Genomic DNA, 24,679 nt, shown 5'->3' on the forward strand with positions numbered 1-24,679 from the left:
AGGACGCGACCCGGCAGGACGTGTCAGGCGCCGTCGAGCCGGCCGCCGGACTCCGTCAGGTAGCAGTTGGCGCAGAGCGACTCGTACGCGACGTCGACGCCGTCGATGGCCACCTGCGAGCCGTCGAACACGAACCGGCCGTCGACGGTGCGGGCGTTGAAGACGGCCTTGCGACCGCAGCGGCAGATCGTCTTGAGCTCTTCGAGCGAGTGCGCGACCTCGAGCAGGCGCGCACTGCCGGGGAACGCCTCGGTGCGGAAGTCGGTGCGGATGCCGTACGTGATCACCGGGATCTCGTCGAGGACCGCGATGCGCAGCAGGTCGTCGACCTGCTGCGGGGTGAGGAACTGTGCCTCGTCGACCAGGACGCAGCTGACCGCGCGGACCATGCCGTCGAGGCGGGCCGACTCGGGGTCGACCGCACCGGCGGCGGCGACCGCGGACCGGACGTCGGCGTCGGGTGCGAAGACCAGGTCGACGGTCCGGGTCACGCCGAGGCGGGACACGATCTCACGGTCGCCCTTGGTGTCCACCGCGGGCTTGGCGAGCAGGACCCGGTGCCCGCGCTCCTCGTAGTTGTAGGCAGCCTGCAGGAGCCCCGTGCTCTTGCCGCTGTTCATCGCGCCGTAGCGGAAGTAGAGCTTCGCCACTACGCGAGGAACCCGTCCTCGGCCGCCCGCCGGATCAGGTCGGACTTCTTCGAAGCGGGACGGCCGACCTTGCTGTACTTCTCGCGCACCCGGCGCAGGTAGGTCTTCGCCGTCTCGTACTGCACGTTCATCTGCGCGGCGACCTCGTTGGTCGAGTAGCCGGACACGTACAACCGCAACGCCTCTTCCTCGCCCGCACTGAGCTTCGGACGCTGGTGCGCGGCCGCCCCGGTGGGCAGCGGACGCCATTCGCGTGGCTGGGGTGTCTCCCGTGCGACGCCCATGATCTCGCGGGCGACGTCCATGACCTCGCGCATCGGCAGGGACTTCGACAGGAACGCCGCGGCACCTGCTGCCAGGGCACGGTCGCGGGACTCGCGGCTGTCGACGCTGGAGAGCACGATGACCTTCGCGCCGGCGGCACGGCAGGTGCGGACACGGGCCTCGATCGACACGGGTTCCTTGAGCTGGAAGTCGAGGAACACCAGGTCGGTCGGGAAGCTGTCGCTGTGGACCATCTCGAGCCAGGTGTGCGCGGTCAGGGCCAGGTCGAAGTCGAACGCGTTCACCGCGATCCAGCTCGACAGGCTGTCCAGCAGCACCTCGTGGTCGTCGAGGATGGCCAACCGCACACGTCGTGCCCCCGGGTTCGGGAGGGACGGGGACCCCTCCGAGAGCCTGTTCGGGTCAGTGCTGGTCATAGGAGAACCTTAGTGCGAGGGCGGACGGACGAACCGCGACGTCGAGGTCGGGGAACGTCACTCGGAGGACGGCGAAGTAGGGGTCGAAGGTGCGGTGGATCCCGATGTCGGAGTCGGCCACGGCGAGGTCGAGTTCGAGCAGCACGCGGGCGGCTCCGGTGCGGGCGTGATCGGCGCGGGTGGCCACGTCGTCCTGCTCGTCCGCGCGCCGGATCGTCGCCCGGAACCCGGCGGGGTCGACGGTCGACGCACGGAACGCCGCCCGCAGGAACGTCCGCACCACGGAGCGCTGGTCGGCGTCGAGCACGGCGGCGAGTCCGTCCGGGTCGTCGACCGCCGGAGCGTCCCCACCCTCGATCCGCACGGCCTGCTCGAACCACGTGCGATCCGCATCGGCGACCATCGCCCGGCGGATGCCATCGGCGATCAGTCGGGCCCGTGCGCGGTCGGCGTCGGTGATGACCTCGCGCGTGCGGAGCTCGGCGAAGAACGGCGCGACGTCGCGGGCCAGGATCGTCGACCGGTCCTGCTGCACGCTCGCTGCGATGCCGTCCCGCTCCGCACGCTCGACGGAGTAGGAACCGGCCCGGATCTGCACCCGCTCGGCCAGGCCGGCGAACGTCCACGCGAACACCGCCGACGCCGCCGTCAGCACCAGGGTCGGTGCCGCCGCCAGGAAGGCCGCGACGGCGACGGGGATCTCGTGGGGGAACGTCGCTGCGCCCACGCCCCAGGTCACGGCGTTCACCACGGCGAGCAGGGCTCCGCCGATGGTCAGGTCCGTCCACGGCCGGTAGGGCGCGACCATCACGATTCCGGTCGCCGTGATGAGCGACATGAAGTCGTTCAGGGCACTGCGGTCGGGGCCCCACTGCGCGGCGACGCTCGTGACCGACGCCAGGCCGAGCAGCCCGACGTGTGCGACGAACGCCCACCGCGGGAACGGTGCGCGGAACGGACTCGAGGCGGTGAACACGACCGCTGCCGACGCCGCGACCAGGATGACGGTGAGCGCGCTGAGGGTGGGGCTGCCCACGACGTCGCGGTCGAACACGGACACCAGGAGCGCCCAGACGATGCTGAAGGCACCGAGGCCGATCGCGAGCGGACGTGATCCCATCGCACCGAGCGGGTCGTACTGCTGCGCGGTCCGGCGGGCTCCGGTCGTGGCGCTCACCGGTCGGCCCCCCGCCCGCCGATCTCACCGGGGACCACGGCGTCGACGTGGCCGGGGGCGACGGTGTCGACCGTGTCGGTGACCGGCCCGAACGGCACCGTCATCATCACGCTCGTGCCCGAGCCGGGCGACGACCAGATCTGCACGTCCCCGCCCACCCGGGCGATGCGGTCGCGCACGGAGCCGCGCAGCCCCATGCGGTCGGCGCCCGTGGTGTCCTCGTCGAAGCCGCGACCGTCGTCGACCACCATCACGGTGCACGACGTCCCGTCGTCGAAGACGCTGACCTCGGCCGCGTCGGTGCCGGCGTGCTTGCGGACGTTGGCCAGGCACTGCCCCACGGCACGGACGAGCGCGGTGACCGCACGCTGGTCGAGCCGGTCGAGGGCGGCCGGATCGCCGGACACCGTCACGTCGAGACCGGCCGCGCGGTGCTCGTCGACCATCACGGCGAACGCGTCGACCGCGGCGCCGGGCCGTTGCCGTGCGGCCGGTGCGAGCCAGCCCTTGCCGGTCAGGACGGCGACGTCGGCCTCGACGGTCCGGGCCAGGTGGGGGTCCATCGGACCGTCGGGTGCCAGGGCGATCGCGTTGAGGTGGTTCAGGACGGTGTCGTGCAGGATCGCAGCCGCCTCGGCCTCGACGCCGGCACGGTACGCGGAGACGTGCTCCTCGCGCGCCGACCGCAGCAGCTCCGGCTGCACCCGCTCGGAGCGACCCGTGCTGCGGCTCGTGAACAGGACCAGCACGACCACGAAGCCGAGCGTCACCCAGGCGAGCACGAGCGGACGCGGTGGGCTGTCGGCCTGGACGATCGCGATCCACGTCGCGACCCGACCGGTCAGGAACCCGAGGAAGGACCACAGCACGACGCGGCTCGGCACCGCGCCGGCGCCACCGACCAGGATGAGCGGGATGACCGCCAGCGACAGCAGGTACGAGGTGACCCAGCCCAACGGCACCTGCTGCTGCACGACGGTCGCGAACCACCAGGCGCAGACGCCGCCGACCACCAGGAACGCGACCGCGGAGCGCCAGGTGCCGAACTGCACGTGCACACCGATCATGCCGAGCATCGGGACGAGTGCCAGGACCGCGCCGATCACCTGGACGTCGGGCTCGGACAGCCGGTACAGCAGCAACGCGATCGCAGCCGCCACCAGCGATCCGATCGCACCGGCGTGGAACGCCCGCACCGTCGACCACGCGTTCACTCGCGGTGCGAGGTGCGTAGGGATGCCGAGCACGAGGTGGGTCCTTCCGGGTGGCGGGATAGCCGCCCACGATCCAACACCGCGGCGCTGACCGTGTACCCCGAAACCTGGGCAGTTCGGCGACCCGCTCGATGATACCGGCCCCCGCCGAGTACCACTGTCCCCCGAACGCGGAGCGCCTGGTGCTCAGAACAACGTCTGCGTCGCCACCGGTCGGAGCAGTCGTCGGTCGAACCCCGGATCCGCGCGCTTGAGCGGCGACGTCGTGGGGATCGACTGCTCCTGCGGCACCGTCGAGGGATCCGAGAAGCCCATCGACCCCGTCGCCGGGTCCACCCGCCCGAGGCCGACGCCGTGCGCCGCCAGGATCGGCCGGATGCGCTCCGACAGCCAGCGGCGGTAGTCCTTCGGCGCGTAGGTGTTGTCGAGGTACATCGCCCGGTAGCGCGCGACCAGGTCGGGCCGTTCCCGTCCGAGCCACTCGAACCACCACGGCTTCACGCCCGGCCGCAGGTGCAGCGCGGAGTACATGACGCTCGTGGCCCCGGCAGCCGCAGCCCGACCGACGGCGTCGTCGAGCTGCGCACGGGTGTCGGTGATGTACGGCAGCACGGGCATGAGGAACACCGCACAGTCGAGGCCCGCGTCACGGATCGCCCGGACGGTGGCGAGCCGCGCCGCCGTCGTGGGCGTACCGGGCTCCACCGACTGCTGCAGGTCGTCGTCGTACACGGCGATCGACATCGCCAGGTCGACCGGCACCACCTTGGCGGCCTCGGCCAGGAGCGGCAGGTCGCGCCGGAGCAGTGTGCCCTTCGTCAGGATGCTGAAGGGCGTCCGGCTGTCCGCCAGCGCCTGGATCACCCCGGGCATCAGGCGGTAGCGGCCCTCGGCTCGCTGGTACGGGTCGGTGTTCGTGCCGAGCGCGATCGGGTGCCGGTCCCACGTCGGCTTGCCGAGCTCACGCCGCAGGACGTCGGCGACGTTCGTCTTCACGACGATCTGCTGGTCGAAGTCGGCTCCGCCGTCGAACTCGAGGTAGGTGTGCGTCGGCCGCGCGAAGCAGTACACGCACGCGTGGCTGCACCCGCGGTACGGGTTGATGGTCCAGCCGTAGGTGCCGGAGCCGTCGGCGCTCGGCACGCGGTTCAACGCGCTCTTCGCCAGGACCTCGTGGAACGTGACGCCCGCGAACTCCGGCGTGGTCACACTCCGGACGAAGCCGCTGTTCGACTCCATGCCCGGCAGCGCATCGCTCTGCTCGGCATCGATCGCCTGTCCACTCCACCGCATGCCGCCATTCGAACACATGTTCGAACGCGTTGCAAGCGGCGTGGCGGTCAGTGGTGCAGGCCGAGCACCTTCGCCGTGCGCTCGAGGGTGGCGTCGGCCAGGGCGGCGTCGTCGCCGAGGTCCTGCCCGTAGGTCGGGACCATCTCGTGGACCGCGTCCTGCCAGCCGTCCCAGCGCTCCGGGAAGCAGGTGCGGAGCAGGCCGAGCATGATCGGCACCGCGGTCGACGCGCCCGGCGAGGCGCCGAGGAGCCCGGCGATCGAACCGTCGGCAGCGGTGATGACCTCGGTGCCGAACTGCAGCACCCCGCCCTTGTCCTTGTCCGGCTTGATGACCTGCACCCGCTGGCCGGCGATGATCTTGTGCCAGTTCTCGGGCTCGGCGTTCGGCATGAAGTCGCGCAGGGCGTCGAACTTGGTCTGCTTCGAGGCGAGCAGCTGGCCGATCAGGTAGCGCACCAGGTCGAAGTTCGAGAACGCGACGCTCAGCATCGGGCGCAGGTTGTGCGGCCGGATCGACTTGAAGAGGTCGAGCAGCGATCCCTGCTTCAGGAACTTCGGGCTGAACCCGGCGTACGGGCCGAACATGAGCGATGCGCTGCCGTCGACGATGCGGGTGTCCAGGTGCGGCACCGACATCGGCGGCGCTCCGACGCTCGCCTTGCCGTAGACCTTGGCCGCGTGCTTCTGCACGACCTCGGGGTCGTCGGTGCGCAGGAACTCACCGGAGACCGGGAAGCCGCCGTAGCCGCGGATCTCCGGGATGCCCGACTTCTGCAGCAGCTGCAGGGCCCCACCACCGGCACCGACGAAGACGAACTTCGCGGCGATCTTCTGGGTCGACCGACCGACCTCGTTCAGGACGTCGAGCGCCCAGCCGTCGAAGTCCTTGCCCCGCGTGATGTTCTTGACCTGGTGGTTCGGTTCGAACTCGAGCCCGTCGAGCTCGAGCTGGTCGAACAGCTGCCGGGTGAGCGATCCGAAGTCGACGTCGGAGCCGGCCGCCGAGTAGGTCGCCGCGATCGGCTGGTCCTTCTTGCGGCCTGGGATGAGTGCCGGCGCCCACTTGCGGATCTGCGCGGGGTCGTCGGAGAACTCGATCCCGGCGAACAGCGGGTGCCCCTGCATCGCCTCGTACCGCTTGCGCATGTACTCGACGTTGTCGGCGCCCCACACGAACGAGATGTGCGGGGTCGGGTTGATGAAGCTGGACGGATCGGGCAGCGTGCCGGTCTCGACCAGGTGCGACCAGAACTGCCGCGAGACCTGGAACTGCTCGTTGACCGTGACGGCCTTCGCGATGTCGACGCGACCATCGGCGAGCTCGGGCGTGTAGTTCAGCTCGCAGAGCGCGGAGTGCCCGGTGCCGGCGTTGTTCCACGGGTTCGAGGACTCCTGCGCGACGGTGCCGAGGCGCTCGTACACGCGGATCTTCCACGACGGCTCGAGCCGGTGGATGATGGCGCCGAGGGTGGCGCTCATGATGCCTCCCCCGACGAGGACGACATCGATCGGATCCACCTGCTTCACTGCCACCCGTCGATCCTACCGGCGTCCGCCGACAGGCCGGTCAGCCGCGCACGGCGACCGTTCGGCTACGCGGCGACGGTGCGGCGCGCGACGATCGCCTCGGCGATCTGCACGGCGTTCAGCGCGGCACCCTTGCGCAGGTTGTCGTTGCTGACGAACAGCGCGAGCCCACGGCCCTCGGGCGCGGACTGGTCGGCACGGATCCGACCGACGAACGCGGGGTCCTGGCCGGCGGCCTGCAGCGGCGTCGGCACGTCGGAGAGCTCGACGCCGGGTGCGCTCGACAGGATCTCGGTCGCACGCTCGGGCGACAGCGGACGCTCGAACTCGGCGTGCACCGAGATGGAGTGACCGGTGAACACCGGCACCCGCACACAGGTACCGGCGACGAGCAGGTCGGGCAGCTCGAGGATCTTGCGGCTCTCGTTGCGGAGCTTCTTCTCCTCGTCGGTCTCGCCGAGGCCGTCCTCGACGATGCTGCCGGCGAGCGGCACGACGTCGAAGGCGATCGGGCGGACGTACTTGACCGGCTCGGGGAACGTCACGGCGGAACCGTCGTGGGTGAGCGCGGCGGTGTCCTGTTCGAGGGCGGCACGCGCCTGACCGAGCAGCTCCTCGACGCCGGCGAGCCCGGAGCCGGAGACGGCCTGGTAGGTCGTGGCGACCAGGCGGCGGAGCCCGGCCTCGGTGTCCAGCACCTTGAGCACCGGCATGATCGCCATGGTGGTGCAGTTCGGGTTCGCGATGATGCCCTTCGGGGCCTGGTCGATCGCGTGCGGGTTGACCTCGCTCACGACGAGCGGGACCTCGGGGTCCATCCGCCAGGCGCTCGAGTTGTCGACGACGAGTGCCCCGGCGGCGGCGAACTTCGGCGCGAGGGCCCGCGAGGCCGTGGCTCCGGCGGAGAACAGGGCGATGTCGATGCCCGACGGGTCGGCCAGCTCGGAGTCCTCGACCACGATCTGCTCGCCACGGAACGGCAGCGTCGTGCCGGCGGACCGGGCGCTCGCGAAGAACCGGACCTGGTCGGCCGGGAACGCGCGCTCCTCGAGCAGACGACGCATCACGGCGCCGACCTGTCCGGTGGCGCCGACGACGGCGACGGTGAGGGTGCTCATGCGGTGCTCCTGGTGTTCAGCGGGTCAGCGTGGTTCAGCGGCCGGTGCCGGCGTAGACGACGGCTTCGGCGTCGGCGTCGAGGTCGAACGCGCTGTGCACGACCCGCATCGCCTCGTTGAGGGTGTCGGCGCGGGTGACGACCGAGATGCGGATCTCCGAGGTGGAGATCATCTCGATGTTGATCGACGCGTCGTGCAGCGCGCGGAAGAGCTTCGCCGAGACGCCGGCGTTGGTGCGCATGCCGGCACCGACCAGGGCGAGCTTGCCGATCTGGTCGTCGTACTGGATGCTCTCGTAGCCGATGTCGGACTTCGCGACCTCGAGCGCCGTCAGCACCGTCTGGCCCTGGTCCTTCGGCAGCGTGAACGAGATGTCCGTCCGCCCCGTCGACGCGGCCGACACGTTCTGGACGATCATGTCGATGTTCGCTCCGGCGCGCGCGACGTTGGTGAAGATCTCGGCGGCCTTGCCCGGCTGGTCCGGGACGCCCACGACGGTGATCTTCCCCTCGGAGAGGTCTCCGGCGATCCCGGTGATGATCGGTTCTTCCACGGTTTCCCCCTCGGCAGGGTTGTAGACGATGGTGCCCTCGTTGTTGTTGAACGAGGACCGGACGTGCAGGGTGACGCCGTGCCGGCGGGCGTACTCGACGGCACGGATGTACAGGACCTTGGCGCCGGACGCGGCGAGCTCGAGCATCTCCTCGCTGGTGATGCGGTCGACCTTGCGCGCCTTCGGGACGACACGGGGGTCGGCGGTGAAGATGCCGTCGACGTCGGTGTAGATCTCGCAGACGTCGGCGTCGAGGGCGGCGGCGAGGGCGACTGCGGTCGTGTCCGAACCGCCGCGGCCGAGCGTCGTGATCTCACCGGTCGTGCGGTTGAAGCCCTGGAACCCCGCCACGATGGCGACGTGACCGGAGTCGAGCGCTTCGCGGACCCGCTTCGGGGTGACGTCGACGATGCGCGCCTTGCCGTGCTGGGCGTCGGTGAGCATGCCCGCCTGGCTGCCGGTGTACGACGAGGCTTCGACGCCGAGGCTCTTGATCGCCATCGCGAGCAGCGCCATCGAGATGCGCTCCCCCGCGGTGAGGAGCATGTCGAGCTCACGGCCGGCCGGGATCGGGGTGACCGAGTGCGCCAGGTCGACGAGTTCGTCGGTGGTGTCGCCCATGGCCGAGACCGCCACGACGACGTCGTTGCCGGCCTTCTTCGTCTCGACGATCCGCTTCGCCACGCGCTTGATGCTCTCGGCGTCCGCGACGGAGGATCCACCGAACTTCTGCACGATCAAGGCCACTGGCTGGTACTCCCGGAGACGGCGACACCGCGAGGTCACGCGGTCTCACAATGGTAGTCGGTGTTTCGAGGATGTTGCGTGCGGGCCGCCCCACACGCAACGATCCTGCGTGGGCCTCAGCCGCCGACGACGCGACGGCCCTCGAACGCACGACCGAGTGTGACCTCGTCGGCGTACTCGAGGTCGCCGCCGACCGGCAGGCCCGAGGCCAGCCGGGTCGTCCGGATGCCCATCGGGACGAGCAGCCGGCTCAGGTAGGTCGCCGTCGCCTCGCCCTCGAGGTTGGGGTCGGTCGCGATGATGACCTCTTCCACCGTGCCGTCGGCCAGACGGGTCATGAGCTGCTGGATCCGCAGGTCGTCCGGACCGATGCCGTCGATCGGGCTGATCGCGCCGCCGAGCACGTGGTACAGCCCGCGGAACTCACGGGTGCGCTCGATCGCCGCGACGTCCTTGGCCTCTTCCACCACGCAGATCGTGGCCGGCGACCGTCGCGGGTCGCGGCAGATGCTGCACTGGACGTTCTCGGTGACGTTGCCGCAGATCTCGCAGAAGCGCACGCGCTCCTTGACGTCCGCCAGCAACTCGGACAGCCGCGACGGGTCGAACGACTCGGTCTGCAGGATGTGGAAGGCGATGCGCTGCGCCGACTTCGGGCCGATGCCCGGCAGGCGACCGAACTCGTCGATGAGGTCCTGGACGATCCCGTCGTACATCAGGCACCGTCCTGGTGGAGCGCGGTCTCCTCGATGAACTGGGCGTTGAGGATCTCACGCACGACGGCCTCGCCGTAGCGGCCGGCCACCGGCGCGCGGCGTGCCGGCGGCGCGGTGCGCGCTGCTGCCTGCTGCGGTGCAGCGGGCTGTGCTGCTGCCTGCTGGCGCGGGGCGGTCGGTGCCTGCGCGGGGGCCGCGGCCGATCGGCCGTGGCCGGGGTCCGGGAACGGCGCGCCGTCGTCGTACGGTTCGTCGTCCAGCGGGTAGTCGTCGACCGGGACGGCGGGACCGCCCGGCGCGACGGGTCCTCCGGGAGGCGCGGCGACCGTCGTCGACGCCGCCTGCGGTCCCCCGTCGCTCGGCTGCACCCCGTGCGGCGTGGTGGCACGGGCGGGTTGCGCGGGTGCTCCGGAACCGGACTGCTGCGGGTCGACGGACTCGGCCGGGGCGACGGGCGCAGCGGCCGGCGCGGTGCCGAACGGGGCGGCCCAGCCGGGTTCGACGGACTCGGGCACGGCGTCGGCGGTCGGGTCGCTGGCGGGGATCGTCGCGACCGCCCAGTCGGTCACGGGAGCACCGGACGGTTCCGGCGCTGCCGGCTGCGCGCGTGCGGGTTCCTGAGCGGGAGCCCGTGTCTGCTCGGCAGCGGGTGCCTGTGTGGGAGCGGGAGCCGGGGCTGGTGCCTGCGCCGGACGGGGCTCCGTCTCGGTGGCGGCGGGAACGGACTCCGGCGCCGATGCCGCGGCTTCGGGTGCCGCCGTCGTGGCGGGCGCTGCGGAGGCGGCGGCCCCGGCAGGGGCGACCGGAGCGGCCCCGGTGGGTGCAGCAGCCTCGGATGCAGGGGCCGACGTCGGAGCGGCCGCGGCGGACTGCGGTGCCGACGACGGCTGCGGCTGCGATGCGGGCTGGTTCGCGGACGCCGGACGGCCGGCGGGGGCGGACGGCTGCTGCGTGGGAGCCGGCGGACGCTGCTGGCCGGGCCCCCCGGGACCACGGGCGACGAACTTCACGCGGAGCCCGATGACGTCCATGATCGCGGCGCGGAGCAGCTCGCTCACACTCGCCGAGGGGTCGGACATCTCCTTGAACGAGGCGACGTCCTGCTGGCTCGGGAAGGTCAGCGTCAGCACGTCGTCGCGCAGCGCGGTCACCTGCGCGGTGACGACGACCGACCAGGCCGACCGCTTGGCGTGCTGCACGTGCTCGACGATCTGGGGCCAGGCGTCGCGCATCTGCTGGAAGCCCACGGCGCCGACCGTCCGGACCGCCGGCTCGTCGCCGATCGTCGTGCCCTGACCCGTCGAGGAAGCACTGACGGGTTCCGTGGTCGAAACCGCCGGAGCAGCGGGCTCGGGTGCGCTCGGGACGGCCGCGGCCCACGACGCTGCTGCGTCACGTGCAGCGCTGCCGGCGTCGGACTGCGCTGCCGGAGCCGGGCTCGACGACGCTGCGGCGGGGGCCTGCTGCGCGGCCGGAGCCTGCTGCGCCGCCGGGGCCTGCTGTGCGGCGGGCTCCTGACGACGCGGTGCTGCGGCCTGCGACGCGGCAGGTGCGGGCGCCGTGGCGGTCGTGGTGGGCTGACTCGGTGCCACGGACGCGCCGGCCGATGCCTGGTGTCCCCCGGCGTCCCCGACACCGACGCGACGCTCGAGCCGCTCCACCCGAGCCAGGGCACCGCGCTGGGTGTCGTCCGCTTCGGGCACGAGCATGCGCGCCGTCATGAGTTCGAGGTGCAGCCGGGGCGAGGTCGCTCCGGTCATGTCGGTCAGCGCCTTGTTCGCGATGTCCGCGCCGCGGGACAGCCCGGTGGCACCGAAGACCCCGGCCTGCCGCGTCATCGTGTCGAGCTCGTCCGGCGAGACACCGCGCAGGACCGCGGCGGCGCTCTCGTTCGTCGCCGCGACGACGATCAGGTCGCGCAGCCGCTCGAGCAGGTCCTCGACGAACCGACGCGGGTCCTGACCGGTCTGCACGACACGGTCGATCGCGGCGAAGGCGGATGCCGGATCGGCCACCGCGAGGGCGTCGACGACGTCGTCGAGCAGCGCAGCGTCGGTGTACCCGAGCAGGGCGACCGCACGCTCGTAGGCGATCGCGCCGTCCTCGCTGCCCGCGATGAGCTGGTCGAGCAGGGACAGGGTGTCGCGGACGGAGCCGCCGCCGGCGCGCACGACCAGGGGCAGGACGCCGGGTGCGACCGTCACCGATTCCTGCGTGCAGAGCTGCTCGATGTACTCGAGCATGACCGCGGGCGGCACGAGCCGGAACGGGTAGTGGTGGGTGCGCGACCGGATGGTGCCGATGACCTTCTCCGGCTCGGTCGTCGCGAAGATGAACTTGACGTGCTCCGGGGGCTCCTCGACCAGCTTCAGCAGCGCGTTGAACCCCTGCGGGGTGACCATGTGCGCTTCGTCGAGGATGAAGATCTTGTAGCGGTCGCGCGCGGGGGCGAACACGGCGCGGTCACGGAGGTCACGCGCGTCGTCGACGCCGTTGTGGCTGGCGGCGTCGATCTCGATGACGTCGAGCGAACCGCTGCCGTCACGTGCGAGCTCGACACAGCTCGGGCAGACGCCGCACGGGGTGTCGGTCGGTCCCTCGGCGCAGTTGAGGCACCGCGCGAGGATGCGGGCCGAGGTCGTCTTGCCGCAACCACGCGGGCCACTGAACAGGTAGGCGTGGTTGACGCGGTTGGTTCGGAGCGCCGTGCGGAGCGGGTCGGTGACCTGCGACTGCCCGATCAGCTCGGCGAAGTTCTCGGGCCGGTAACGGCGATACAGGGCGGTGACCACGCGACCAGGGTAGCCGGGACGACCGACACCCGCGTGCCCGTCCACAGGTGCACTGGCACTGGACCGGACCACCCGCGCAGGGCGGGCCGAGCGTCCGGACCGCACCGCGCCTCCCGGTCGACACGAGGTCGCGGATTTCCCTGCGGAGACGGATTTCCCTGCGGAGACAGAAAAGACTCCTCACGCACCCGCCAGAGCCCGGCTACCCTTGCTGCGTTTCCGCCCTGGGGGAGTTCACCTGGATGGCGTCACGTGAGGAGCCGCCGACAACTCTACCGGATGCGACCGGGCAGGATTGACACATGAAGATCGCCATCGCCGGAGGACACGGCCAGATCGCACTGCTCCTCGCCCGCCAGATCACCGACGCCGGACACGACGCCGTCGCGATCGTCCGCAACCCCGCGCACGTCGCCGACGTGGAGCAGCAGGGTGCCACGGCGATCGTCGCGGACCTCGAACAGCTCGGTGACGACGACCTGGCGCTGCGCCTCCGCGGCGTCGACGCCGTGGTGTTCGCCGCGGGTGCCGGCCCGAACAGCGGTGCGGAGCGCAAGCTCACCGTCGACCGGGACGGCGCGATCCTGCTCGCCGACGCCGCGGAGCGCGCGGGCATCGACCGGTACGTGATGGTGTCGGCGATGGCCGCGGACACCTACGACCCGGAGGCCGCTGTGGTCCCCGCGAAGGACGACGCCGCCGTGTTCCAGGTCTACCTCCGCGCGAAGGCCGAGGCCGACGCCAACCTGCGCGCCCGACGACTGCGGTGGACGATCGTGCGTCCGGGCGCCCTGCTCGACACCCCGCCGCAGGGCACGGTCGACGTCGGGCGCACGGTGCCGCGCGGCTCGATCCCTCGGGCCGACGTCGCCACGGTGGTGCTGCACGCGCTGCTCGACGACGCGGCAGTCGGGGTCCAGTTCGAGGTCACGAGCGGCAACACGCCGATCCCCGCTGCCCTCGACGCCCTGTCCTGACGCGCGCCCGTCCGCACCGTGCGGGCCTCCACACCCCGTGCGAGCTTGCACTCTCGGTGCCGCGCGGCAAGCGCGCACCCAGCCGCCAACACCGCACCAGCCCACGCAGGCCGCACCGTGCGGTGACCCCGACCGGCTGCCGGACGGGAGGCACACCGCCAGCCCGCACCGTGCCTCCCGTCCGCACCGTGCGCACCTCGTCACCCCGTGCGAGCTTGCACACTCCGTGCCGCGCCACAAGCGCACACCCAGCCGCCAACACCGCACCAGCCCACGCAGGCCGCACCGTGCGGGCACAGCGCGCAGCGCAGCACGCCGCGCCCGCCCGTCAGAGCGCGACCGCAGCCGACTGCCGGGCGATCTCCAGTTCCTCGTTCGTCGGGATCACGAGCACTGCGACACGTGACGTGTCCGTCGAGATGACCCGCGCCTCCCGGGACCCCAGCTCGTTGCGGTCCGCGTCGATCTCGATGCCGAGGTGCTCGAGCCCGGCGAGCACGCGCCGGCGCAGCAGCGCGTTGTTCTCGCCGACGCCCGCGGTGAACACGACCGCGTCGAGCCCGCCGAGCTGCGCCGTGTAGGCGCCCACGTAGCGGCGGATGCGGTGCCGGTACACGGCGAGCGCCGCCTCGGCCACCTCGTCGCCGTTCAGGGCGGCGTCCTGGACGTCGCGCATGTCGCCGTTGCCGGTCAGGCCGAGCAACCCGGACTGCTTGTTGAGCATGGTGTCGAGCTCGTCGAAGGACAGCCCGGCCTCGCGGTGCAGGTGCAGCAGCACGGCGGGGTCGAGGTCGCCGGAGCGCGTGCCCATGACGAGGCCCTCGAGCGGCGTGAGCCCCATCGACGTCTCGATCGACTTCCCGCCGTCGATCGCCGCGGCCGACGCGCCGTTGCCCAGGTGCAGCACGATGGTCTTCAGCTCGGACAGCGGGCGGTCGAGGAAGACCGCGGCCTGCTCGGAGACGTACTTGTGGCTCGTGCCGTGCATGCCGTAGCGGCGGATGGCGTACTTCGCTGCCAGGTCGGCCGGGATCGCGTAGGTGTACGCGTGCGGCGGCATCGTCTGGTGGAAGGCGGTGTCGAACACGGCGACGTGGGGCACGTCGGAGAAGACCTGCTTCGCGGCCCGGATCCCCTCGAGGTTCGCCGGGTTGTGCAGCGGCGCGAGGCTGTTCAGTGCCTCGATCTGCCGTTCGACGTCGTCGGTGACCACGGTCGCGCGGTCGAAGGTGGTGCCGCCGTGCACGACCCGGTGCCCGACGACGGCCGGCGGGTGTTCGTCGAACGAGGGGCCGACCTTGGCGAACGCGTCGATCATCGCCTGGAACCCGGCGGCGTGGTCGGGCACGGAGGCGGCGTCGTTCGACGACGACTCCCCCGTCAGCGCGTTGGTGTGCTTCCACGCGCCGGCCGACTCGCCGATGCGCTCGACGAGGCCGGAGGCGAGCGTGCGCTCCCCCTCGAGTTCGATGAGCTGGTACTTGAACGAACTCGATCCGGAGTTCACGACGAGGGCTGCGGTCACGGGATGGGTCACTTTCTCTGTCGGACGGGAGGCACGGCGCGGGTCGCGCAGGTCAGGCCGCGTCGGACGCGGTGCCGGCCTGGATCGCGGTGATCGCGACGGTGTTCACGATGTCGCTGACGAGGGCGCCGCGCGAGAGGTCGTTGATCGGCTTGCGCAGCCCTTGCAGGACCGGCCCGATCGCGACCGCGCCGGCGGAGCGCTGCACGGCCTTGTAGGTGTTGTTGCCGGTGTTCAGGTCCGGGAAGATGAAGACGGTCGCCTTGCCGGCCACCGGGGAGTCCGGCATCTTCGTGCTCGCGACCGTCGGGTCCGCTGCGGCGTCGTACTGGATCGGGCCCTCGACGAGCAGGTCCGGCCGGCGTTCACGGACGAAGGCGGTCCCGGCGCGGACCTTGTCGACGTCGGCCCCGGAGCCGCTGTCGCCGGTCGAGTAGCTGAGCATCGCGACGCGGGGGTCGATGCCGAACTGGGTCGCGGTCTCGGCGGACGAGATCGCGATGTCCGCGAGCTGCTCGCTCGTCGGGTCCGGGATCACCGCGCAGTCGCCGTAGACCAGGACACGGTCGGCGAGCGCCATCAGGAAGACGCTCGACACGATCGAGGTGTCCGGACGGGTCTTGATGATCTCGAACGACGGCCGGATGGTGTGCGCCGTCGTGTGCTTCGCGCCGGAGACCATGCCGTCCGCGAGACCGAGCTGGACCATCATCGTGCCGAAGTACGAGACGTCGGTCACGGTGTCGCGCGCCAGTTCGATCGACATGCCCTTGTGCGCCCGGAGACGGGTGTACTCCTCGGCGAAGCGTTCACGCAGCTCGGGGTCGAACGGCGACACGAGCTGCGCGGCCTCGAGGTCGAGCCCGAGCTCGGTCGCGCGGGTGCGGATCGCGGCGGGGTCGCCGAGGATGGTCAGCTCGCAGACCTGCCGGGCGAGCAGCGTCGAGGCCGCGCGGAGGATGCGGTCGTCCTCGCCCTCGGGGAGCACGATGCGCTTGCCGTAGCCGCGCGCCCGGTCGAGCAGGCCGTGCTCGAACATGAGCGGCGTGACGACGCCGGACGGCGTGAGCTGCAGACGGTCGCGCAGGGACTCGGCGTCGACGTGCTGCTCGAACAGGGCGAGTGCGAGGTCGGCCTTGCGCGGCGAGTCCGCTGCCAGGCGCCCGCGGGTCTGGGTGATGCGGAGCGCGGTGTCGTAGGTGCCGAGGTCGTTCTGGGCGATCGGCAGTGAGCTCGACAGCCCCTCGAGCAGCCGGGAGATCTGCGGAGCGGTCTCGAACCCGCCGTTGAGGATGACGCCGGCCAGGCTCGGGAACGTGTCCGACTGGTTCGCCAGCAGGGTCGCGATGAGCACGTCGCTGCGGTCGCCCGGGACCACGACGATGCCGCCCTCGATCAGGCGGGGCAGGACGTTCTCCATGCTCATCCCGGCGACGACGGTGCCGAGCGCCTCACGGTCGAGCAGGGCGTCGTCGCCGCGCACCAGGGTCGCGTCGGTCGCCTGCAGCAGCGCGCGGACGGTCGGGGCGACGAGGACGCGGTCCTCGGGGATCGCCCACACCGGCACGTCCGGGTGGTCGTCGTGCACGGCCCGCTCGACGCTCGCCACGATCGCGGCGAGGGCGTCCGGGTCGGCGCGGTTCACGACGACGCCGAACAGCTGCGCGTGCGCGGCCCGCAGTTCGCTCGTCGTGACGTCCGCGACCTGCGCCATCCCCTCGGGCGTGCGGGCGCCACGCTCGGCGGCGTCGCGACCACCGAGCACGAGCAGCACCGGCGCGCCGAGGTTCGCGGCCACCTTCGCGTTGAAGGAGAGCTCGGTGGGGCTGCCGACGTCGGTGTAGTCGGACCCGAGCACGACGACGGCGTCGCACTGCCGCTCCACCTGGGCGAAGCGGTTCACGATCGTGCCGAGGGCAGCATCGGGATCGGCGTGGACGTCGTCGTAGGTGACCCCGACGGCGTCGTCGTACGAGATGCCGACCGCGGTGTGCTGCAGCAACAGCTCGAGCACGTAGTCGGGCTCGGCGACCGAGCGGGCGACGGGGCGGAACACGCCGACGCGGCCGACGGAGCGCGCGAGGGTCTCGAGGACACCGAGGGCGACGGTGCTCTTGCCCGTGTGCCCTTCTGCTGACGTGATGTAGATGCGGGTCGACACGCGCCCCAGGGTAGTCGTCGGACATGTCACGACAACTGGGAGCACCGGGCGTCGACGACACACGGTCGTGAGCACCCTCGGGAACCTGTACCATTAGGTGTCGCCGTCGAGAGACAGCGCAAGGAGAATTCGCCTAGTGGCCTATGGCGCACGCTTGGAAAGCGTGTTGGGTGCAAGCCCTCGGGGGTTCGAATCCCCCATTCTCCGCCAGCAGCAGTTGGGTGCGCGCGCAGCACCCAACTGCGGGGTTCGAATCCCCCATTCTCCGCCAGCAAGGCCCCGCACTCCGGTGCGGGGCCTTCTTCGTTCGCGGCGTGCATCGTCGCTGGTCCCCCGCGCGGCGGACCCAGCTGTCCCCTGTTCGCCAAGGACTGGCCGTCAAACGCCGATACGGGGTGGAACGGGCTGTCCCCGGTCCCCGTCGGTCGCTTATGCTTGCGGGAGCGGACGGCTCCGGGACGAGCCGACCGCGGTGCATCGAGCGGCAGGGGCGTCGCTCGCAGGGCGGCCGATTCGGCGTGCCCGTGAGGCCCGAGGGTTCAGGAGACGCGCATGGGGGACATGACGGTGCCAGCGACGCCACACCTGCGCGCCAGCGTGTACGACGTCGTCCTCCGTCCCCGCCGGTCCCTGGTCCGCTCGACCGCGCTGAGCATCGTGTTCTCGGCAGTGCCGCTCGCCGTCGCCCTGGTCTGGGTGTCGTTCCCGTTCCGGACGTGGGCGATGGTCGCGACCGTGGTCGTGGCGCTCGCGGTCCTCGTCGGCATCGTGTTCGTCCGACTGAGCACCGCGTACATCGGCATCGACCCCGACGGTCTGACGATCCGGGGCGTGGTCACCGCGCACCGTCGGATCCCCCGCGACCGCGTGCACAGTCTGGTGCTCGCCACCACCTTCGGAAGCTCGGTCGACCGCACCATGCGCGAGCTCGTGGCCTTCGACGCGACGGGCGCGCACCTGTTCCGCATCCGCGCCGACGTGTGGGGCGACGACGGGCTCGCGCAGGTCGTCGACGCCCTGGGCGTCCAGCTGACGGAAGAGGCGCGTCCGGTCTCGGCCCGGGTCTTCGCGAAGCGCTACCCGTCGAGCCGCGCCTGGTACGAACAGCGGCCGGCCTACCTGCTCGTCGGCGGCGTGGCGGCACTCGTCGTCGTGGGTCTGCTCGTCGTCGAGTTCACGGGTCTGCTCGGTCGCTGACGCGCAGAGCCGCTGGACGTCACCGACGTCGGCGCAGCGTCGAGAAGATCCCGTGCACGACCTCCTTCGCGATCGTGCCTCCGAGTCCTGACCCGAGCAGGTCCGACAGCGGGTCGTCCGCCTTCCGCGAGGCAGTCGTCCGTGTGCTCCGTCCCGACCGACCCGAACTCCGCGACGCCGCAGCCCGCTCGGCCTTCTCGAACTCGCGCTGTGTCCGCTCGTACTCCTTCTGCGCCGCTGCCCGCTCGCGTTCCGCCTGCTTGGCCTGCGCCGCGGCTTCCCGGGCCGCGGCCGCAGCAGCCCGCGCAGATTCCTCCTCGGCCTCGGCCGCTGCGAGGGCCGCGTCCTTCTGCGCGTCGACCGCCGCAGCCTCGGCAGCAGCTGCCTCCATGCGGCGCGCCAGCATCTCGTGCGCCGAGTCCGGGTCGACCCGGGTGCCGTACGTCGCGAGCAACGGCGATGCCTGCACCCGCGACTGCATCTCGGCTGCGGGCATCGGGTCCATCGAGCCCTGCGGCGCGCGCAACCGGGTCCACGCGACCGGCGTCGGCGCCCCCTTCTCGTTCATGACGGTGACGATCGCCTCGCCGGTCGCCAGCGAGGTCAGCACCTCGCCCAGGTCGTAGTCGCTCGACGGGTAGGTCGACACCGTCGCCCGGAGCGCCTTCGCATCGTCGGGGGTGTGCGCCCGCAGCTGGTGCTGGATGCGCGAACCGAGCTGCGCCAGCACGTCGTTCGGCACGTCCTTCGGGGTCTGGGTCACGAAGAAGATCCCGATGCCCTTCGACCGGATCAGCCGCACGGTCCGCACGATCTGGTCCGTGAAGTCCTTCGACGCCCCGCTGAACAGCAGGTGCGCCTCGTCGAAGAAGAACACGAGCTTCGGCTTGTCCTGGTCGCCGACCTCCGGCAGTTCGTTGAACAGGTCGGCGAGCAGCCACATCAGGAACGTCGAGAAGACCTCGGGCTGGTCCTGTACGCCAGGGACCTCGAGCAGGCTCACGATCCCCCGCCCGTCCGCCGCCGTGCGCAGGAACACCTGCGTGTCGATCTCGGGCTCGCCGAAGAACTGGTCGGCACCCTTGTCGGCGAACGTGATGAGCTCACGCAGGATCACCCCGGCGGTCTGCTTCGACAGACCACCGAGCTCGGCGAGTTCGCCTTTGCCCTCGTCGCCCACCAGGAACGTCAGCACGCTCCGCAGGTCGGCCAGGTCGACGAGCGGCAACCCGGCCTGCACGGCGTAGTGGAAGACGAGCCCGAGCGAGGACTCCTGGGTGTCGTTCAGTCCGAGCACCTTCGACAGCAGCAAGGGCCCGAAGCCGGACACGGTCGCACGGATCGGCACACCGGTACCCTGCCCGCCGAGCGAGAAGAGCTCCGCCTGGCTCGCGACGCCCTGCCACTGCTGGCCGATGCCCTCGGTGCGCGCGAGCAGCTTCTCGTTCCCCTGCCCGGCCACCGCGAGGCCGGACAGGTCGCCCTTGATGTCGGCCGCGAACACCGGCACGCCGTTCGCCGCGATCTGCTCGGCCAGGACCTGCAGCGTGCGGGTCTTGCCGGTGCCGGTCGCGCCGGCGACCAGCCCGTGCCGGTTCAGCATGCCGAGCGGGATGCGGACCTGGACATCCGGCTGCGCCTCGCCGTTCACCAGGGCGCCGAGTTCGAGCGCCGGCCCCTCGACGGTGTAGCCGGTGCGGATCGCGGCGACGGCGTCCGGTCCCAGCGGGCCCGCACCGCCGCTGCCGGGAGGCACGGTGACGGCAGCCGTGGCGGGCTCTGGATACGACGGGACGGCGGAGGCGGGCTCCGCGTCGGGGGCGAGCCGGGCCTCCTGTCCGGATGGTGCCGGGGACCCGGCGGCCGCCGGTTCGGCCTCCGGCGTGAGTGCCGGTGCTCGTGCCGCGAGCGCGGCCGCGAGCTCCTCGGCCCGCTGCACGGCTTCGTCGGCCAGCCGACGTGCCTCGTCCGCTGCCCGTTTGGCGGCCTCGGCCGCTGCCCGTGCCTGCTCCACCGCGTCACTCATGGGCACAGCCTATGGACGCGCGGGGGCCGCTGTCCGGCCGGTCCCGCAAGCTCGATGCCGAACGACGAGACCGTTGTCGCACGACGTCGATGTCGTCGTTCCGAGTCGCGCGCGAACCGTCAGTGCGTGAGCTCGGGCACCGTCCGGGGCCGCACCACGAACCACAGGATCAGGATGGCCATCACCGAGGTCGAAGCCATCACCATCGCCATCGGGGTCGCGGTCGTGATGCCGAGCCAGCCCACGATCGGCGAGATCAGGCCGGCGACGCCGAAGTTCAGGGCGCCGAGCAGCGACGCTGCCGTGCCGGCCTCCTTGCCGTGGGCGGCGAGCCCGATGACCTGGACCAGCGGGAACGAGAACCCGCAGGCCGCGATGAAGAACCACAGGGGCACGAGCACGCCCACGAGGCCCGCGCCGACCTGGTCGAGCACGATGATCGCGATCGACGCCAGGAACAGGGTCGCCGTCGAGCACGCCAGGATCCACTGCGGACCGACGCGCTGCGCCAACCGCGCGGAGATCTGCACACCGAGCACGACGCCCACCGAGTTCACGGCGAAGAGCAGGCCGTACTGCTGGGCGTCGAGCCCGTAGACACCCTGGAACAGGAACGGCGACGAGCTGAGGTACGAGAACAGCCCGCTGAACACCATCGCCCCGATGAGCGCGACGCCGACGAAGATCCGGTCGGAGAACAGCGCCTTGTACCGCTGGCCGATCGTGGAGTGCCCGGCTTCGCGGCGACGGGCCGGGGGCAGGGTCTCGACGATGAGCAGGATCGACGCGATCACCACGGCCAGGCCGTAGCAGGCGAGGAACACGAAGATGCCGCGCCAGCTGGTGAACTGGAGCATCTGCGAGCCGATGAGCGGTGCGAGGATCGGCGCCAGCCCGTTCACCATCGCCAGTCGGGACAGCATCCGGACCAGCGGCTTGCCGCCGAACAGGTCGCGGACGGTGGCCATCGCGACGACACCACCGGCCGCCGCGCCCATGCCCTGCAGCACGCGGAACACCGCGAGGAGCTCGATGTCGGGCGCGGTCGCCGCACCGATCGACGCGGCGATGTGCACGGTCGTCGCGATGATGAGCGGCAGTCGGCGCCCGACCTTGTCGCTCCACGGACCGACTAGCAGCTGCCCGAACGCGAACCCGAGCGTCGTCGCCGTGAGCGTGAGCTGCACGGCGCCGTCGGTGACGCCGAACTGCTCCTTGATGGCCGGGAACGCCGGCAGGTACAGGTCGATCGTGAACGGCCCGAGCGCTGTCAGGGCGCCCAGGACGAAGACGTAGACGAGTCGCTGCCCGCGGGAGAGCGAGTCTCCGGGGTGCAGGACGACCCGGAGCGAACCGGTGGTGGCGGGCGCGGTCACGAGCAGGAGTCCTTCGGCGGTGAGGGGTGAGGAGGTGATCGCGGCGTCGATCGAATCGATTCGTCCGCGGAACCATCCTACGGGCCGAACGAATGCTCCCGACGCGCTCGGCACGGAATTGCCCGCGTGTTGCCGTCCCTCGTCCGCGTACCGATCCCGCGCCATGCGGTACCGTCGGACTGCTCGGGGGCCTCCGGGTGAACCGGATCAGAAGGGGGTGGGCGTCATGGTGGATGCCCGGATCCTGCACACGACCGCCGCCCTGCGCGAAGCGATCCTGCGGCTGGCGGCGGACCGCCCCGTCTCCGAGATCACCGTCGCCGACGTCACCCGTGCCGCCGGCATCAACCGCGCGACGTTCTACTCGCACGCGGTCTCCCCAGGATCGCTGCTCGCGGACGTGCTGACGCCGGAACTCGACCGCATCCGTCAGGACGACGCCGACGACCGCCGGGCAGCCGCAGCGCGCGGTGCCGACGCGGCCGAACTCGCCGCCATCACGCGCCGGGGCATCAACGCGGTCGTCGAGCACGTGACCACGCACCGCGACATCTACGCCAAGGCGCTGCCGGACCCGAACGACGCGTCACTGCACCGGCTGCTCGTCGGCCACTTCACCGAGTCGAGTGCCCTGCACATCCGCGAGCTCGACGCGGAACGCCGGCCGGAACTGCTCGACGACGTGGCCGCCGGGTACGTCGCGCAGGGCTTCGTCGGCGCGATCGAGGCCTGGCTCGCCGGGCCCCGACGTTCGAGGAAGGCGCTGGTCGAGACGATCACGTTGTCGTTCCCGGCGTGGTGGAGCTGAACTGAGCCCTCTGGTGGCACGTCGCTGACCGGCATGGTGTCGCCGCGCTGAGCGGCTCCGGTCATTCGGCGTCGGTCGTGTCGCCGTCGCTCGGCTCGGTCTCCGGTTTCTCGCCGCGCTGCAACGACCGCACCACCTCGACGGCGGTGGCCGACAGGTCCGCGTCGTCGGCACCTGCTGGCACCCGGTAGTCGGCGGACACGCCGTCGCCCCCCGTGCCGCTCGCCGGCAGCGGGTCGCCGAGCGACACCACCACGACGCCGGCGTCGTGCGCCGTCTGGATCACCCCGGTCAGCGCCGACGGCCGAGCCGCGTGCACGAGCAGTGCCTTGGCACCCTTGCGGACGAGCTGGGCGACCGCGGCCCGCTGGGACGCCGCCGCACCCGACGCGGGTGCGACACGGACGTCGGGACGGAAGCCGGCGTCGGACAGGCCGGTGCGCAGGTCTTCGCCCAGGGCAGTGTCGTCGTGGACCAGTACGACGCCGATCACGGCCTGCTTGTCGAACCCGCCGTCGGAGCTCGTGAGGTCCGTGCTCTGCACCGGCGTGGGCGCAGCGGAGGTCGTGCCCTGGCAGCCGGCCAGCGCGAGGGCGGCCGTCAGGACGACGGCTGCAGCGACGATGCGCACCACGGGGGTCTCCTCTTCGGTCCGGTCTGCCACGCTACCCGGCTGCGCGGTCCGCCGACGCCGACGACACCGGCGCGGGGACGGGTCCGAGCCGCCGGACCGCGGCGACCGCCAGAGCGGCGAAGCAGATCATCGCCGCGAAGACGAGTGGGAACGACACCGTGCCGTCGGCGCCGCCGGTCGCGGTGAAGAGCAGTCCGGTGACCGCCAGGCCGATGACGCTGCCCGCGGCGTCGGCGATGGTGAGCGCCGAGCTCGCGAACCCGTCGTCGCCCTCGCCCGAGAACCGCAGGGTGAGCATCGACGTGCGCGGGTAGATGGCGCCCATGCCCGCGCCGCCCACGAACCACCCGGCGACGAGCACCCACCACGACAGGTCGAGCGTCGCCACCGCGAGCGCTGCCAGCAGGCTCACGAGAACCAGCGCGAGTCCGACGCCGAATGTCCGGCGTGCGGTCAGTCGCTGCTCCCCCAGCCGGCCGTGCACCCAGCTCGAGGCCGCCCAGCTCAGCGCCGCGACCGTCAGCGCGAGCCCCGCGGCCGATGCGGACAGGCCGTGCTGCGCCTGCAGCAGGAACGGCACGTACGCCTCGCTGCCGAAGAACGACGCCGCCACGAGCCCGCGCAGCAGTACCACCGAGGGCAGCCCGGCGGCGGCGCGGAAGGTGCCCGCCGGCAGCAGCGGCCGCAGGGCGAACCACGTGCCGACCAGGCCGACCAGGACCGCGGCCCCCATCCCCCACGGGGTCAGGTCCGGCGCCACGTTGAGCAGCAGGATCGACACGGCCGCGGCGACCGACCACCCGATCCGCACCCGCTGCCACGGCGGTCGCAGCTCGACCGCCGGTGCCTGCAGCCGTCCGAGTGTCGGCACGAGCACGGTGAACGCGCCGACGGCGATCACGAGCGCCCCCGCGAAGACCCAGTGCCAGTTCCACGTGTCGGTGACGATGCCGGCGATCGCCGGGCCGATGAGCGCCGGCACCACCCAGGCGGCGGCGAACCCGGCGAACACCGGTCCGTGCAGTTCGGCGGGGAAGATCCGGGCGACGAGCACGTAGAGCACGACGTCGATCGCGCCGGCGCCGAAGCCCTCGACCAGGCGCCCGACGAGGAAGACCTCCATCGTCGGCGCGAGCATGACCACGGCGGTCCCCACGGCGAAGAGCAGGGCGGAGACCCAGGCGACGACCCGACCGCCGGCCCGGTCGGTCCAGTTGCCGGCGAGCACCATGCCGGGCACCCCGGCGGCGAGCGGCGCGGCGAATGCCAGGGCGTAGAGCGCCTCGCCGTCCAGGTCGCGACTGATCACCGGCATGATCGTCGTCATCGCGAGGTTCTGGAACGCCGCGACGCCCACGATCGCGACCATCCCGATCGTCGCGAGGGCGTAGCGCCCGCTCAGCAGGCCCGTCCTCGTCGCCGTGGTGCTCACCCGCTCATCGTAGGGGCGGGCGGCGACACCGCGGGCCGGCGGGGAGCGCGCCG

General features: G+C 71.6%; 19 protein-coding genes, 1 tRNA gene and 1 other RNA gene. 4 read left to right on the forward strand and 17 right to left on the reverse strand.

Annotated elements, in window-relative coordinates; all coding sequences use genetic code 11:
- Window positions 1-23: 23 nt before the first annotated feature.
- The 11 genes from EDF63_RS14880 to ffs form a co-directional block, all read right to left on the reverse strand.
- The gene (locus EDF63_RS14880) at window positions 24-650 is read right to left on the reverse strand and encodes a thymidine kinase (protein WP_123313805.1); all 627 of its coding nucleotides are present in this window, start codon (window positions 648-650) and stop codon (window positions 24-26) included.
- Window positions 650-1,351, reverse strand: coding sequence for a response regulator transcription factor (locus tag EDF63_RS14885; protein ID WP_035808846.1), 702 nt, complete (start codon window positions 1,349-1,351; stop codon window positions 650-652). The genes EDF63_RS14880 and EDF63_RS14885 overlap by 1 nt, the downstream gene beginning before the upstream one ends.
- Window positions 1,338-2,528 (reverse strand): hypothetical protein, encoded by a 1,191-nt coding sequence (locus tag EDF63_RS14890; RefSeq protein WP_123313806.1) that lies wholly within the window; start codon window positions 2,526-2,528, stop codon window positions 1,338-1,340. The genes EDF63_RS14885 and EDF63_RS14890 overlap by 14 nt, the downstream gene beginning before the upstream one ends.
- Entirely contained in the window at window positions 2,525-3,775 is a 1,251-nt protein-coding gene (locus EDF63_RS14895) for a sensor histidine kinase (RefSeq protein ID WP_123313807.1), read from the reverse strand. The genes EDF63_RS14890 and EDF63_RS14895 overlap by 4 nt, the downstream gene beginning before the upstream one ends.
- A gap of 153 nt (window positions 3,776-3,928) precedes the next feature.
- Window positions 3,929-5,035 (reverse strand): Rv2578c family radical SAM protein, encoded by a 1,107-nt coding sequence (locus EDF63_RS14900; protein ID WP_123313808.1) that lies wholly within the window; start codon window positions 5,033-5,035, stop codon window positions 3,929-3,931.
- A gap of 47 nt (window positions 5,036-5,082) precedes the next feature.
- On the reverse strand, window positions 5,083-6,570 hold the full coding sequence (locus EDF63_RS14905; RefSeq protein ID WP_123313809.1) for a malate:quinone oxidoreductase: 1,488 nt from the start codon (window positions 6,568-6,570) through the stop codon (window positions 5,083-5,085).
- A 59-nt stretch (window positions 6,571-6,629) separates the two neighbouring features.
- Window positions 6,630-7,682: an aspartate-semialdehyde dehydrogenase gene (locus EDF63_RS14910; RefSeq protein WP_123292140.1), complete on the reverse strand. Its 1,053-nt coding sequence runs from the start codon at window positions 7,680-7,682 to the stop codon at window positions 6,630-6,632.
- 34 nt (window positions 7,683-7,716) lie between these two features.
- The gene (locus tag EDF63_RS14915) at window positions 7,717-8,982 is read right to left on the reverse strand and encodes an aspartate kinase (RefSeq protein ID WP_123313810.1); all 1,266 of its coding nucleotides are present in this window, start codon (window positions 8,980-8,982) and stop codon (window positions 7,717-7,719) included.
- Window positions 8,983-9,098: 116 nt separating this feature from the next.
- The gene (gene recR / locus EDF63_RS14920; RefSeq protein ID WP_111084231.1) at window positions 9,099-9,698 is read right to left on the reverse strand and encodes a recombination mediator RecR; all 600 of its coding nucleotides are present in this window, start codon (window positions 9,696-9,698) and stop codon (window positions 9,099-9,101) included.
- Window positions 9,698-12,490, reverse strand: a complete 2,793-nt coding sequence (locus tag EDF63_RS14925; protein ID WP_123314074.1) for a DNA polymerase III subunit gamma and tau — start codon at window positions 12,488-12,490, stop codon at window positions 9,698-9,700. Before EDF63_RS14925 ends, recR begins: the two co-directional genes overlap by 1 nt.
- Before the next feature lie 168 nt (window positions 12,491-12,658).
- An RNA gene (gene ffs / locus EDF63_RS14930) (signal recognition particle sRNA small type) lies at window positions 12,659-12,755 on the reverse strand.
- A gap of 37 nt (window positions 12,756-12,792) precedes the next feature.
- Between ffs and EDF63_RS14935 the strand changes: the two genes are divergently transcribed.
- Window positions 12,793-13,467, forward strand: a complete 675-nt coding sequence (locus tag EDF63_RS14935) for an SDR family oxidoreductase (RefSeq protein WP_123313811.1) — start codon at window positions 12,793-12,795, stop codon at window positions 13,465-13,467.
- Between the two features lie 328 nt (window positions 13,468-13,795).
- Here the strand turns inward: EDF63_RS14935 and EDF63_RS14940 are convergent, their stop codons facing one another.
- Both EDF63_RS14940 and pta read right to left on the reverse strand, forming a co-directional pair.
- A complete protein-coding gene (locus EDF63_RS14940; RefSeq protein WP_123313812.1) occupies window positions 13,796-14,992 on the reverse strand; it encodes an acetate/propionate family kinase in 1,197 nt (398 codons plus the stop codon).
- A gap of 52 nt (window positions 14,993-15,044) precedes the next feature.
- Window positions 15,045-17,153 (reverse strand): phosphate acetyltransferase, encoded by a 2,109-nt coding sequence (gene pta / locus EDF63_RS14945; RefSeq protein WP_123313813.1) that lies wholly within the window; start codon window positions 17,151-17,153, stop codon window positions 15,045-15,047.
- A 122-nt stretch (window positions 17,154-17,275) separates the two neighbouring features.
- Here pta and EDF63_RS14950 point away from each other — a divergent pair.
- Both EDF63_RS14950 and EDF63_RS14955 read left to right on the forward strand, forming a co-directional pair.
- Window positions 17,276-17,363, forward strand: a tRNA-Ser gene (locus tag EDF63_RS14950).
- Window positions 17,364-17,705: 342 nt separating this feature from the next.
- Complete coding sequence (locus EDF63_RS14955) at window positions 17,706-18,350, forward strand: hypothetical protein (protein ID WP_123313814.1); 645 nt, start codon at window positions 17,706-17,708, stop codon at window positions 18,348-18,350.
- A 19-nt stretch (window positions 18,351-18,369) separates the two neighbouring features.
- Here EDF63_RS14955 and EDF63_RS14960 read toward each other — a convergent pair whose 3' ends face one another.
- Entirely contained in the window at window positions 18,370-20,376 is a 2,007-nt protein-coding gene (locus EDF63_RS14960; protein WP_123313815.1) for a helicase HerA-like domain-containing protein, read from the reverse strand.
- A 119-nt stretch (window positions 20,377-20,495) separates the two neighbouring features.
- Window positions 20,496-21,752 carry a multidrug effflux MFS transporter gene (locus tag EDF63_RS14965; RefSeq protein ID WP_123313816.1) on the reverse strand — a complete coding sequence of 419 codons (1,257 nt, stop codon included), beginning with the start codon at window positions 21,750-21,752 and terminating at the stop codon, window positions 20,496-20,498.
- Between the two features lie 226 nt (window positions 21,753-21,978).
- On the opposite strand from EDF63_RS14965, the gene EDF63_RS14970 reads away from it, so the two are divergent.
- Window positions 21,979-22,560 (forward strand): TetR/AcrR family transcriptional regulator, encoded by a 582-nt coding sequence (locus tag EDF63_RS14970; protein WP_185021452.1) that lies wholly within the window; start codon window positions 21,979-21,981, stop codon window positions 22,558-22,560.
- Window positions 22,561-22,621: 61 nt separating this feature from the next.
- Here the strand turns inward: EDF63_RS14970 and EDF63_RS14975 are convergent, their stop codons facing one another.
- Both EDF63_RS14975 and EDF63_RS14980 read right to left on the reverse strand, forming a co-directional pair.
- On the reverse strand, window positions 22,622-23,224 hold the full coding sequence (locus tag EDF63_RS14975) for a substrate-binding domain-containing protein (RefSeq protein WP_123313818.1): 603 nt from the start codon (window positions 23,222-23,224) through the stop codon (window positions 22,622-22,624).
- Window position 23,225: 1 nt separating this feature from the next.
- Window positions 23,226-24,626, reverse strand: coding sequence for an MFS transporter (locus tag EDF63_RS14980; RefSeq protein WP_123313819.1), 1,401 nt, complete (start codon window positions 24,624-24,626; stop codon window positions 23,226-23,228).
- Window positions 24,627-24,679: the final 53 nt, after the last annotated feature.

The sequence above is a fragment of the Curtobacterium sp. JUb34 genome (assembly GCF_003755065.1).
Taxonomy (GTDB): Bacteria; Actinomycetota; Actinomycetes; order Actinomycetales; family Microbacteriaceae; genus Curtobacterium.

Bases quoted from the DNA above. Each gene is read 5' to 3' on its own strand.
- EDF63_RS14885 (WP_035808846.1), bottom strand. From the start codon at position 1,351: ATGACCAGCACTGACCCGAACAGGCTCTCGGAGGGGTCCCCGTCCCTC.
- EDF63_RS14900 (WP_123313808.1), bottom strand. From the start codon at position 5,035: ATGCGGTGGAGTGGACAGGCGATCGATGCCGAGCAGAGCGATGCGCTG.
- EDF63_RS14910 (WP_123292140.1), bottom strand. From the start codon at position 7,682: ATGAGCACCCTCACCGTCGCCGTCGTCGGCGCCACCGGACAGGTCGGC.
- recR (WP_111084231.1), bottom strand. From the start codon at position 9,698: ATGTACGACGGGATCGTCCAGGACCTCATCGACGAGTTCGGTCGCCTG.
- EDF63_RS14935 (WP_123313811.1), top strand. From the start codon at position 12,793: ATGAAGATCGCCATCGCCGGAGGACACGGCCAGATCGCACTGCTCCTC.
- EDF63_RS14955 (WP_123313814.1), top strand. From the start codon at position 17,706: ATGGGGGACATGACGGTGCCAGCGACGCCACACCTGCGCGCCAGCGTG.
- EDF63_RS14960 (WP_123313815.1), bottom strand. From the start codon at position 20,376: ATGAGTGACGCGGTGGAGCAGGCACGGGCAGCGGCCGAGGCCGCCAAA.
- EDF63_RS14970 (WP_185021452.1), top strand. From the start codon at position 21,979: ATGGTGGATGCCCGGATCCTGCACACGACCGCCGCCCTGCGCGAAGCG.